Below are 12,018 nucleotides of genomic sequence, written 5' to 3'. Positions count from 1 at the left end.
GCACAGGGCGCACCTTTCCATAAGTCACCGGCACCAGAAGCACTACTCCAGATACGAAAAAGCCGCCGGGGTTAGCGGCGGCTTTTCGGTTTACTGGCCGGATCAGTCGATCAGGTCGTTCTTGATGATCTTCGGGGTGATGAAGATCAGCAGCTCACTGCGCTCATTGATGTGCTCAGTACGCTTGAACAGGCGGCCAAGGTAGGGAATATCACCCAGGAACGGAGTCTTGGTGGTTTGCGTGGCCACCTCGGACTGGAAGATACCACCCAGAACCACTGTCTCGCCGTTCGCCACCAGCACTTGAGTCATAACTTCATTGGTGTTGATCGACGGAATACCGGCCGTGACCTCGCCCCGGGAATCCTGGTTGACTACCAGATCCATAATGATCTTATCATCCGGGGTAATTTGCGGGGTCACTTCCAACGATAGCACAGCCTCCTTAAAAGAAACGGAAGTGGCACCACTGGACGCAGCTTTCTGGTACGGAATCTCTTCACCGGACTTGATAGATGCCGTCTGGCGGTCCGCAGTCACAACCCGCGGCTGGGAGACCACTTCTGCACGGCCGTCGCTTTCGAGGGCAGAAAGCTCCAGATCTACCAGGAAGTCATCACTGCCCCAGCCGATTGCGAAGGAGGATGCGCCCTCGCCAGACACCCCTAGATCAACACCCAAGGCACCCGGGAAGGAAATGGTATTGCTGCCACCGCCAGCTGCGTCGCGAGCTTCCTGCAGGGTGCCCAGCGAGCCACCAATGGTCACAACGTCATCGCCATCGACATTGTAAGCAGCACCACCCCAGCGAACACCGATGTCTTCGGCCACATTGGTTTGTGCCCGGACAATGCGTGCCTCGATAGAAACCTGGCGTACAGGTACGTCCCAGGTAGTTACCAGGCGACGAATCTCTTCCAGCTTGTCCGCTGTTTCACGCACACTGATGGTGTTGGTACGGGCATCTGACGATACGAAACCACGGGAGGAAATCAGCTCTTCGTCTGCCTGAATCAGGGCTACCACATCCGCGGCCTTGGCGTAGTTCACCTGAATGATATCCAGACGAACCGGCGCCAGCTCAGCGATCTGCTTGGAGGTTTCCAGCTCAAGCTTTTCACGGGCGGCAATTTCATCCGCTGGGGCTACCAGCAGCACGTTGCCAATCTGGCGCTTGTCCAGACCCTTGGTTTTAAGAATCAGATCCAGCGCCTGATCCCAGGGTACATTCTGCAAGCGCAGGGTAATGCTGCCACCCACAGTGTCACTGGCCACCAGGTTCAGGCCGGTGAAATCGGCAATCAGCTGAAGTACAGAGCGCACTTCAATATCCTGGAAGTTCAGGGACAGTTTCTCACCGGTGTACGGGAACTTCTCTTCACGGCGGATTTCCGCTTCTTCCTGGGACAGCTCTTCAACACTGACCGTAAACTCCCGGCCAGACTGGTAGGCAATGTAGTCGTACTCGCCTTCCGGACGGATTTCGATCACCGCATTGCCATCTTCAACAAATGTATCGATACGGGTTACCGGAGTGGCGAAGTCCGAAACATCCAGGCGACGGCGCAGGTTGGCCGGCACCTCCAGGTCCGGCATGGTCAGCCGGATACGGCCACCAAGCTCAGTGAGGTTTACAGCGGCCTTGGTGCTGCCGAGATCCACAATCACCCGACCTTCACCGTCTTTGCCCCGGCGGAAATCCACATCCGCCAGCGCATTGGAAGATGAGGTTGAGGCAACTGGCGCTGACTGGGGCTGTGCCGGGCGGGAGCTCGCCACAGGCGCTGAACCGCCTCCACCAATGGTCATTACCAGCGAGTTATTGTTGCGAACCGTTTCATGAGGCACCAGCTCCACCAGATTGAAGATCAACCGGGTGCGGTCCTTGGTTTCCACGACCGTCAGGCTCTGGGCATTTCCGCTACCCAGCGGAATGCTGCGCTGATTGAGGCCGCTGGTGGTATCCGACAGGTCTACGGCGATCCGTGCAGGACGCTCGATGGTATAACCCTTAGGTTCGGGCGGGGCACCATCGAACTTCATGGTCACTTCGAGGCCTTCCCCCGGCAGCGACGTAAACGATACGTCTTCCAGCGTGACCGCTCCGGCCAGGCTACTCCATAACCCGATGGCAATCACGCCGACACAGACATTGAGTTTTTTGAACATCGCTAGCCTCGATCCCACAACTTTTTGTTCATGCATATTTCTTTCAATCATGTTTTTGCCGCTCCCCTGCCTCATTCTTCATCCAGGGACAGGGAGCGCGGGCGCTCGACCCAACCACCCCGGCCGTTCGGAACGATTTCCACCAGCTCGATCCGGGTGTCGCTCACGCCAACCACCCGGCCGTAATTCTGGCCCATGTAGTTACCGGTGCGGACTCGGTGAATCCCGCCTTCGTTGTCCCGTATTAACGCGAACAGGTTGCCATCCACGCCCTGCAGAGTACCGACCATTCCAAGTGATTTAAGGTCAAAGTTCTCCAGAACTTCCTTCGGTCGATCCAGATCCGGTTCTACGTCACTCACCGGCTCTTCATCGGCCATGGTCAGCTGAACATCGATGGGCGGCTCGAACGGCGCTCTCCGATCGGCTGCCGAATAACTGAATGCCTCGTAGGCCTTGAATTCCGGCAGGGGCTCAACGTGGCCCCGGGGCTTGGCCCGGGTATCCGCCATAAACTTGTCCAGATCAGAGAAACCGTTTCCCTGGGAACAAGCCGTCAGCAAAGAGGCCAGACACACACCCAGCCAGGCTTTTCCCGCATGCTTTCCTGTCATGCTCACTCTCCAGCCCGGTAGCGGTAGGTACGGGCAACAACCTGCATATCAAGCTGGTCGCCCTCTCCGCTGATTGGTTTGATGGTTAAATCGTGCAATGTAACGATCCGCGGCAGGCTGGCCACACTGCTCACGAAAGAGGCAAGCTCGTGGTAGCCGCCCGAAACCCGGATGTTAATCGGCAACTCCGAGTAAAAGTCCCGGCGCTGCTCCGGCTGCAGCTTCACTTCCTGCAACGACAGACCATTGCCCAACGCCGTGTTGGTAATGTCCTCAAGCAGGCCCGGAACTTCCGTCTCACTCGGCAGCTGACGCACCAGCGCTCCGAAGGTTTCTTCCATTTCGGCCATCTGAGCCTTGAACACGTCCAGGTTGGCGACCTGATAGGCTTTCTGCTCGTACTGCTGCTTGAGTTCCTGCTCCTGCTTTTCGACACGATCGAGCTGAGCGTACTGATCCTTGATAAAGAACCAGTAGCCACCACCAAGAATCAGGCCGAAGACTATCAGCGCAACAATTGCCTTGACTGGTGCAGGCCAGATACCCGCGTTATTGATATCAAGGTCATTGATATCGAATTCATTCAGGCTTTTAAGTGAGTCCGCGAGGCTCATTACTTACCCTCCCCTTCGGGCTCTGGAGTTTTTTGCTGCACAGAGAGGTTGAACTGACTGTATCCGGCCCGACGGTTGTCTGCAGCCGCCACATTGGACAGGTTCGGGTTAGCAAACCAGTCTGACTCGTCAAAGCGGCGCATCAGGTTTGAAATGCGGCTGTTGGACTCGGCCATGCCAACGATGTCGATCCGATCCCCCGACCGCTTCAGGTCCGTAAAGAACAGGCCATCGGGCAACGTGCGCACCAGCTCGTCAAATACCCGGACAATAACAGGGCGTTTGCCCTGCAGATCCTGGATGACCTGCATACGAGCCAGCAGCTCGTCGCGCTGCCGCTTGAGGTTTTCAATCTCTTTGATTTGCTTATCCAGTTCCTTACCGGCCGTTTCGATGTAGGCATTACGGGACTGCTGGTAGGCAATCCGGTTATCCATATCGCTCTTCCAGAGGAATGCCAGGCCTGCGGCAATAATCGCCGCGCCCAGAATCATCACCACGAACTGTTTCTGTTTTTCAGCCCGCAGTTCTTCCCGCCAGGGCCTGAGGTTAATTTTTGCCATCAGTCGAAACTCCTCATTGCCAGACCACAGGCAATCATCAACGACGGGGCATCATTGCTCAGGGCTGAGGCGTTTACCCGGGAGCCGATCGACATATCGGCGAAGGGGTTGGCCACCAGGGTCCGGGTACCGGTTTTTTCTTCAACCATTTCAACCAGCCCCTGTATAGAAGCGGTTCCACCTGCCAGCACCACATAATCCACCGAGTTGTACTGGCTGGCACCGAAGAAGAATTGCAGTGCGCGGGCAGCCTGCTGAACCACTGCTTCCCGGAAGGGGCCAAGTACTTCTTCTTCGTAGTCGTCCGGCAGCCCGCCCTTTTTCTTGGCCAGGCCGGCTTCCTCGAACGACACGCCATAGCGGCGCTGGATTTCTTCCGTCAGCTGGCGGCCACCGAAGATTTGTTCACGGGTATAAACCGTCGTGCCGCCGGCGAGAACGCTAAGCGTGGTCATGGTGGCACCCAGGTCGACAATGGCAACGACCATTTCCTCGCCCTGCCCATCGAGCTGTTGTTCGATCAGGGTGTAAGCGCGCTCAAGGGCATTGGCTTCAACGTCGACGATCTTGGATTTCAGGCCGGCAATTTCAAGCACATCTTCCCGGACATCCACGTTCTCTTTCCGGCAAGCCGCCAGGAGCACTTCAACTTTGTCCGGGTTAGATTCGGAAGGCCCCTGAACCTCAAAATCCAGGGCCACTTCATCCAGCGGATAGGGAATGTACTGATCCGCCTCAAGGCCGATCAGGTCTTCCATCTCGAACTCATTGAGGCCGCTGTCCATCTCAATGATCTTGGTGATGACCGCCGAACCGGACACCGCGACAGCAGCTTGTTTGACGCTGGTGTGGGACTTGGACGCCACCCGCTTGAGCACTTCGCCCACAGCTTCGACGTTGGTGATATTTTTCTCGACTACCACATCAGCCGGCAACGGCTCTACGGCATAGCTCTCGACCCGATAACGACTGCCATGTTTCGACAGCTCGAGCACCTTCACTGAACTGGAGCTGATATCCACTCCCAGCACAGCACTGGATTTTTTTCCTGGTAATCCGAACACGCGCTCACCCTATACCTGGTTGAATACACCCGGCTGTGCAACCCTGGAGCTCCTGAGTTCCGGTAGCTGTCCCAGAATTGCGCTATCTGTTTTTTATGTAAGAGAATTTCTTTTTTTTTACGTCTACAATGCACTCTCTTATTTATTCAGGAGCGATTGCAGGTTGGAAAGGCCACCCAAGCCTTCCTAAAGCAATTTCTCAAATAATAGACCTATATCCAACTGTTGTCAGAAAAAAATGTCTAATCTGCTGCGTACATCTCGTGTTTTAGCCTGGTTCATTCTCACCGGCCTGAGTGTCGCTGTTATTGTTGCCTCCAGCTTCTACCTTTACCTTCGCCCCAACCTGCCGGATGTTGACCAGCTGCTGGACGTAAAGCTGCAGACGCCGCTGAGGGTGTATAGCAAAGACAACAGATTAATAGCAGAATTCGGCGAAAAGAGAAGGGCACCGGTCACAATAGAACAGATCCCTACAATTCAGTTACAAGCCTTTATGGCCGCTGAAGACTCCCGCTTTTACGACCACTTCGGGGTAGACATCAAAGGCCTGGTGCGGGCTGCCATCGAACTGATCTCCACCGGCGAAATCCAGTCTGGCGGAAGCACCATCACCATGCAGGTTGCAAAAAATTACTTTTTGTCACGGGACCGCACCTTCATCCGCAAGTTCAACGAGATACTGCTGGCACTTCAGATTGAACGTGAACTGAACAAAGAACAGATCTTCGAGCTATACCTGAACAAGATCTATCTGGGTAACCGGGCCTATGGTATCGCAGCGGCAGCTCAGGTGTATTACGACAAACCGGTTAACGAACTCTCGCTCGCCCAGATGGCCATGCTGGCAGGCCTGCCCAAGGCACCTTCCGCCTATAACCCGCTGGCAAACCCCGAGCGGGCGCTGATTCGCCGGGACTGGATTCTTGGCCGGATGAAAGACCTGGGCTACATCAGTGAAGAAGCCGGGGCCCTTGCCAAAGACGCACCTATTACCGCCAGCTACAACACCAGGGAAACCGAAGTTAACGCCGACTACCTGGCTGAGATGGCCCGTGCCGAAATGGTTCGCAGGTTTGGCGAGGAAGCCTACACCGATGGGTACAGCGTAACCCTCACCGTGGATAGCGAAAAGCAGCAGGCTGCCACCGAAGCCCTGCAGGCGGGCCTGGAAGACTATGACCGCCGCCACGGGTTCCGTGGCGCGATCGGCCAGATTGATGTGAGCGACCTGTCAGGCGACGAAATCTCCCGACAACTGCTCAACTATCCGCAAGTGGAGTCACTGGTGCCCGCCGTGGTTACCCGCATCGACGATGAGGCCGGTGAAGTGCATGCCCAGCTGCGAAGACTGGGTACCGGGATCATAGGCTTCGACACCATGACCTGGGCCAAGCGGTACCGCACCGAAAACCTGACCGGCCCGGAACCGAAAAAGCCGTCAGACGTGGTGAGCGCCGGTGACGTGATTTACACGAAGATCCTGGAACTGCCGCAGGTCACCGAACTGCCAGAGGCCAATGACGATCAGCCGGATCCCGAAGACGCGGGTGCCGGTACCCTGAAAGCGGCCCTTGCCCAGGCACCCAAAGTGGAAGGCGCCCTGATCTCACTGGCCGCAAAAACCGGTGCCATCGAAGCCCTGGCCGGCGGCTACAGCTTCAGCCAGAGCAAATACAACCGCGCCACCCAGGCCCAGCGCCAGCCGGGCTCTACCTTCAAGCCGTTCCTGTACCTAGCGGCCCTGGAAAACGGCCGCACACCGGCCACCATTTATAATGACGCGCCGATTGTTTTCGATGACTCGGAACTGGAAGACACCTGGCGCCCCCAGAATTCATCAGGGCAATTCTACGGCCCCACCACCTTGCGTGAGGGCCTCTATCGCTCACGGAACCTGGTATCTATTCGCCTGCTTCGGGACCTGGGCATTCAGACGACCCTTGATTACCTGGGCCAGCTGAAAGTACCGACCAACAACATGCCATCCAACCTGTCACTGTCTCTGGGCAGTGGCTTGCTGACTCCGATGGAACTGGCCCGGGCCTTCGCGGTTATCGCCAACGGGGGCTACGATGTACAACCGTACCTGATCGAACGCATCGAGGAATCTGACGGCACCGTGGTATACGAAGCACCGGAAACCATACTGTGCGACAGTAACTGCGATCAGCTGGCGGAAAACGAGAACGCCACAGACATCCAGACCGACGAGCTTCCCGATACCGAAGGCATGGCACTGCCCGCCTCTGCAGACGAACCCGAAGGGCCACGGGTAATGCGCCGGCTGGCCGATGAGCAGTCCGTGTACATCCTGCATTCGATCATGCAGGACGTCATCCGCCGGGGCACCGGCCGCCGCGCACTGGCCCTTGAGCGCAGTGACCTGGCAGGCAAAACCGGTACAACCAACGAGCAGAAAGACACCTGGTTTGCCGGCTTCAACCACGACATGGCAACAACCGTATGGGTCGGCTTTGATCAGCCAGCCCCGCTTGGTCGCGCCGAATATGGTGCCAGCACCGCCCTGCCGGTGTGGCTGGATTACATGAAAGTCGCGCTGAAGGATGCGCCTGCCGCCACTATGGACCGGCCAAACGGCCTTGCCAGCATCCGCATTAACCCACAGACCGGTGAGCGGGCACGGCCGGGAGAGGACGGAGTGTTCGAGCTGTTCAAGGAAGAAAACGTGCCGGCCCCGCTTTCTGCAGACGACAACGGCTCCGGACTGAACGGAGAATCTGAAGGCTTGTCACGGCAGATTTTCTGACCGAAAAGCGAAGATACAGACATAAAAAAACCGGCGGGATCTCCGCCGGTTTTTTATGAAGCCAGACTACATCGCAATCAGATGATGTCGTCCATGGACTTCAGCGGGTAGTGGGCCGGGTAAGGCAGGCCAGCTACACCGGAGTCTACCGCGGCACGGGCCACAGCAGCAGGAACCACTTCCAGCAGACGAACATCCATCGGCTTGGGAATGATGTATTCCTTGCCAAACTCCAGGCTATCTACACCGTAAGCGGCACAGATTTCCTGGGGTACCGGCTCCTTGGCCAGCTCACGGATGGCGTGAACAGCGGCCACTTTCATTTCCTCGTTGATGGCGGTTGCACGAACGTCCAGCGCGCCACGGAAAATGAACGGGAAGCCCAGTACGTTGTTTACCTGGTTCGGATAGTCAGAGCGACCGGTCGCCATGATCAGGTCATCACGGGTAGCCATGGCCACTGCCGGGCTGATTTCCGGATCCGGGTTGGAGCAGGCAAACACGATCGGGTTCGGAGCCATCTTGGCCAGCTGCTCGGCACCCAACAGGTCCGGGCCGGAGAGACCCAGGAATACATCAGCACCGTCGATAGCGTCGTCCAGGGTGCGCTTGTCCGTCTCGTTCGCGAACATCGCCTTATACTGGTTCAGATCGTCACGACCAGAGTGGATCACACCCTTACGGTCGAGCATGTAGATGTTTTCAGAGCGGATACCGCAGCTGACCAACAGCTTCATGCAGGCGATTGCGGCCGCACCAGCGCCCAGACAAACCACCTTGGCTTCTTCGATTTTCTTGCCCTGCAGCTCAAGGGCATTGATCATGCCGGCTGCAGTTACGATGGCAGTACCGTGCTGGTCATCGTGGAAGATGGGCACATTGCACTTTTCGATCAGAGCGCGCTCGATCTCGAAGCACTCGGGTGCCTTGATGTCTTCCAGGTTGATGCCGCCGAAGGTATCTGCGATACGCTCAACAGTTTCAATAAACGCTTGCGGGCTTTCGGAATTGACTTCGATATCGAATACGTCGATTCCGGCAAAGCGCTTGAACAGTACGCCCTTGCCTTCCATTACCGGCTTGCTCGCCAGGGGGCCGAGATTACCCAGACCCAGGATGGCAGTACCGTCAGAAATAACGGCTACCAGGTTACCCTTGGCTGTGTATTTGTATGCATTCTCGGGGTCCTTCGCGATCTCGCGGACCGGTTCGGCAACCCCGGGGCTGTACGCCAGGGAAAGATCGCGGGCAGTTTCGGTCGGCTTGGTGATTTCAACACTCAGCTTACCCGGCCGCGGTTTGGCGTGATATTCAAGGGCTGCTTCTTTCAGATCTTGAGACATTGCCACTGTTCCGTTTGTCACGTTTAAAGGTAAATACCGCCGGACCTAGCCAGCGGAGCGCGCCATTATGGCGCGCCCGACCCGAAACGACAAGCCGAAATCGAACATTTTGCAATCAGTCAATAGGGCATTTTGCGTATGCAGCAGCAAAGGGGCCTGATCTGCAGGCACAAAAAAAGCGCCCGAAGGCGCTTTTTTCAGCATTGCGGCAATGATCAGTCTTTCTTGCCGCCGATCCGGCTGCCGAAACGCTTCTGGAAGCGATCGATACGACCACCGGTATCCATAACCTTCTGCTTGCCAGTGTAGAACGGGTGGCACTGGGAGCAAACGTCCAGCTGCAGGTCGTGACCAACAGTAGAACGGGTCTTGATCACGTTACCGCAGGAACAGGTAGCGGTGATGTCTTCGTACTTCGGGTGAATACCTTCTTTCATGGCGAACCTCTTTCGGTCATGCCGCTACCTGATCACCCGCCGTAAGGGGCGGTTTCAGCCAGGCACCGCATGTTTGAATCAATTGGAAAGACCGTGCACAATCAAGCCCGGCCAGAAACAGACCGCGAATCTTACTGACAAACCCGGCCACAGGCAAGTATCTTGCTCCCCGGAACCAGCCCGTAAACTACCGCCGGCGCCATACCGCCCGTTTTCAGGATACGCAGATACCGTGACACGGCCAGCAACTGCCCGCATCGCCCTCAACCGCCCGCTCCGCAGGCTGTTTGACTACCGGGTTCCGGACGGCCTTGAGCTGGCCCCGGGGCAGCGGGTGAAAGTGCCTTTCGGCCGGCAAACCCTGACCGGCCTGGTGGTAGAAACAGGGGTTCAACCGCCAGAAGGCATTACCCTGAAGCCGGTGGCCGAAACCCTGGAGCCCTGGCCCGCTCTACCCGAAAGCACCTTCCGGCTATTAACCTGGGCCAGCGACTACTATCAGCACCCACTGGGCGAATGCCTGTTCACCGCCCTGCCCCCCGCCTTGCGCAAAGGCCGGCCGGCGCGGGAAAAGCCGGATGAAAGCTGGCACTGCACAGCCAGCGAGCCCGCCCTGCCGGCCACCGCGCACCGCCAGCGGGCGCTGTTCAATACGGTAAAAGAAGCGCCCGGCATAACCACCAGCGCCCTGGTACAGGCCGGCTTCAGCCGCGCACAGATGCGTGCACTGGAACAGAAAGAACTGATACAGCAGAAGGAGGCGATTGCCGGCATAACCACAGCTGCCGAAGCCGACCTGTCCGCTCCGCTGCTGTCAGCAGCTCAACAAACAGCGGCTGCCGGTTTACCGGAACATACCGATGAATTTTCAGCCACCCTTTTATACGGCATTACCGGAAGCGGCAAAACCGAGCTGTACCTGCACTACCTGAAAACCCGCCTGCAAGACAACGAGCAGGCACTGGTGCTGGTGCCGGAAATCAACCTGACACCGCAAACCCTGGCCCGCTTCCGCCGCTATTTCGGCAACCGGATTGCGGTATGGCATTCCGCCCTGAACGACGGCGAGCGCTTGAGCACCTGGTTGAAAATCCGCAACGGCGAGCCGGTTATCCTGATTGGCACTCGCTCTGCCGTATTGCTTCCGTTTACCGGGCTCCGCACCATCATCGTGGACGAAGAGCACGACAGCTCCTACAAGCAGGGTGAAGGCTTCCGCTACTCCGGCCGGGATGTGGCCGTATACCGGGCCCACCTGAATCAATGCCCGGTGATTCTCGGCTCCGCCACGCCTTCTCTAGAATCCTGGCACAACGCCAGTCAGGGCAAGTACCAGCTCATCCGGCTGGAAGAACGGGCCGGTAACGCCAAACCTCCGGCGCTGGAACTGCTGGACATCCGCAGCCGGCCACTGGAAGCCGGGCTGTCCCGACCCGCCCTGAATGCCATAAAAGAAACGCTGGATAAAGGCGAACAGGCCCTGGTGTTTGTAAACCGCCGCGGCTTCGCCCCGGTGATGATGTGCTTTGACTGCGGCCACCTGGAAGAATGTCCCCGCTGCGACACCCGCCTGACCTATCACAGGCGGGACAGGGCCATGCGCTGCCACCACTGCGACTTCCAGATGGCCGTCAGCCACACCTGCCCGAAATGCCAGAGCGAAAACTACAAACCCGTGGGCCAGGGCACCGAGCGCACCGAAGACACCCTGGCCGAACAGTTCCCGGACACTCCCGTGGTGCGGGTCGACCGGGACAGCACCCAGCGCAAGGGCAGCATCCAGGCCATATTGAAAAAAGTGAACAGCGGCGAGCCGTGCATACTGGTGGGCACCCAGATGCTGGCCAAGGGCCACGACTTTCCCAACGTGACCCTGGTGTGCGTGGTAAATGCCGACGGAGGCCTGTTCAGCGTGGACTTCCGCGCACCGGAACAGATGATCCAGACCCTGTTACAGGTGAGCGGCCGCGCCGGCCGGGGCGACAAACCCGGAAAAGTACTGATCCAGACCTGCCACAGCGACCACCCACTGCTCAACGCCTTGCACCAGGGCCGCTACGCCAACATCGCCGACCAGCTACTGGCCGAACGCGAAGGCGGCCAGCTCCCGCCCTTCCGGGCCATGGCCATCCTCCGGGCCGAAGCGGACACCATGCAGCACAGCCTGCAACTGCTGGACACCCTGAAACCCATGGCACAAACACCGGGCATAGAAGTATGGGGCCCGCTACCAGCCGTCATCGCCCGCAAGGCCGACCGCCACCGTGCCCAGCTGGTACTGGTGAGCGACAGCCGGGGCCAGCTGAACCGGCTACTGAGCCATATATGCCAATACCTGGACCAGGCAAAACTGCCCACCAGCACCCGCTGGATGGTGGATGTGGACCCACAGGAAACCGGCTGACGAGGAAAGCTTTGAAGTGCGACACAGCGCACGCCCTGCA

General features: G+C 57.8%; 9 protein-coding genes. 2 read left to right on the top strand and 7 right to left on the bottom strand.

Annotated features, from left to right (window positions below):
* Window positions 1-102: 102 nt before the first annotated feature.
* Genes pilQ through H3Z84_RS05565 form a run of 5 tightly spaced genes read right to left on the bottom strand, consistent with a single transcriptional unit; the run spans window position 103 to window position 5,024 of the window.
* Entirely contained in the window at window positions 103-2,220 is a 2,118-nt protein-coding gene (pilQ, locus tag H3Z84_RS05585; RefSeq protein ID WP_199456781.1) for a type IV pilus secretin PilQ, read from the bottom strand.
* Window positions 2,221-2,240: 20 nt separating this feature from the next.
* Window positions 2,241-2,783: a pilus assembly protein PilP gene (locus H3Z84_RS05580; RefSeq protein WP_199456780.1), complete on the bottom strand. Its 543-nt coding sequence runs from the start codon at window positions 2,781-2,783 to the stop codon at window positions 2,241-2,243.
* Window positions 2,784-2,785: 2 nt separating this feature from the next.
* Entirely contained in the window at window positions 2,786-3,397 is a 612-nt protein-coding gene (locus H3Z84_RS05575; RefSeq protein ID WP_199456779.1) for a type 4a pilus biogenesis protein PilO, read from the bottom strand.
* The gene (locus H3Z84_RS05570; protein ID WP_199456778.1) at window positions 3,397-3,960 is read right to left on the bottom strand and encodes a PilN domain-containing protein; all 564 of its coding nucleotides are present in this window, start codon (window positions 3,958-3,960) and stop codon (window positions 3,397-3,399) included. The genes H3Z84_RS05575 and H3Z84_RS05570 overlap by 1 nt, the downstream gene beginning before the upstream one ends.
* Window positions 3,960-5,024 carry a pilus assembly protein PilM gene (locus tag H3Z84_RS05565; protein WP_199456777.1) on the bottom strand — a complete coding sequence of 355 codons (1,065 nt, stop codon included), beginning with the start codon at window positions 5,022-5,024 and terminating at the stop codon, window positions 3,960-3,962. The genes H3Z84_RS05570 and H3Z84_RS05565 overlap by 1 nt, the downstream gene beginning before the upstream one ends.
* 238 nt (window positions 5,025-5,262) lie before the next feature.
* Here H3Z84_RS05565 and H3Z84_RS05560 point away from each other — a divergent pair, with 238 nt between their 5' ends.
* Window positions 5,263-7,794 carry a penicillin-binding protein 1A gene (locus H3Z84_RS05560; RefSeq protein ID WP_199456776.1) on the top strand — a complete coding sequence of 844 codons (2,532 nt, stop codon included), beginning with the start codon at window positions 5,263-5,265 and terminating at the stop codon, window positions 7,792-7,794.
* 77 nt (window positions 7,795-7,871) lie between these two features.
* On the opposite strand, the gene H3Z84_RS05555 is transcribed toward H3Z84_RS05560, so the two are convergent.
* Entirely contained in the window at window positions 7,872-9,137 is a 1,266-nt protein-coding gene (locus tag H3Z84_RS05555; RefSeq protein WP_022990122.1) for a malic enzyme-like NAD(P)-binding protein, read from the bottom strand.
* 215 nt (window positions 9,138-9,352) lie between these two features.
* The gene (rpmE, locus tag H3Z84_RS05550; protein WP_022990121.1) at window positions 9,353-9,574 is read right to left on the bottom strand and encodes a 50S ribosomal protein L31; all 222 of its coding nucleotides are present in this window, start codon (window positions 9,572-9,574) and stop codon (window positions 9,353-9,355) included.
* 232 nt (window positions 9,575-9,806) lie between these two features.
* On the opposite strand from rpmE, the gene H3Z84_RS05545 reads away from it, so the two are divergent.
* Window positions 9,807-11,978, top strand: coding sequence for a primosomal protein N' (locus tag H3Z84_RS05545; protein WP_323126953.1), 2,172 nt, complete (start codon window positions 9,807-9,809; stop codon window positions 11,976-11,978).
* The last annotated feature ends 40 nt before the right edge of the window (window positions 11,979-12,018 follow it).

This window comes from Marinobacter sp. bablab_jr003 (genome assembly GCF_016464245.1).
Taxonomy (GTDB): Bacteria; Pseudomonadota; Gammaproteobacteria; order Pseudomonadales; family Oleiphilaceae; genus Marinobacter; species Marinobacter vinifirmus.
The sequence above is the reverse complement of the archived record's forward strand: the minus strand, read 5'-3'. Positions and strand labels throughout refer to the sequence as shown.

Coding starts and splice junctions, on each gene's coding strand:
- H3Z84_RS05560 (WP_199456776.1), top strand. CDS start 5,263: ATGTCTAATCTGCTGCGTACATCTCGTGTTTTAGCCTGGTTCATTCTC.
- H3Z84_RS05580 (WP_199456780.1), bottom strand. CDS start 2,783: ATGACAGGAAAGCATGCGGGAAAAGCCTGGCTGGGTGTGTGTCTGGCC.
- H3Z84_RS05570 (WP_199456778.1), bottom strand. CDS start 3,960: ATGGCAAAAATTAACCTCAGGCCCTGGCGGGAAGAACTGCGGGCTGAA.
- H3Z84_RS05575 (WP_199456779.1), bottom strand. CDS start 3,397: ATGAGCCTCGCGGACTCACTTAAAAGCCTGAATGAATTCGATATCAAT.
- H3Z84_RS05555 (WP_022990122.1), bottom strand. CDS start 9,137: ATGTCTCAAGATCTGAAAGAAGCAGCCCTTGAATATCACGCCAAACCG.
- rpmE (WP_022990121.1), bottom strand. CDS start 9,574: ATGAAAGAAGGTATTCACCCGAAGTACGAAGACATCACCGCTACCTGT.
- pilQ (WP_199456781.1), bottom strand. CDS start 2,220: ATGATTGAAAGAAATATGCATGAACAAAAAGTTGTGGGATCGAGGCTA.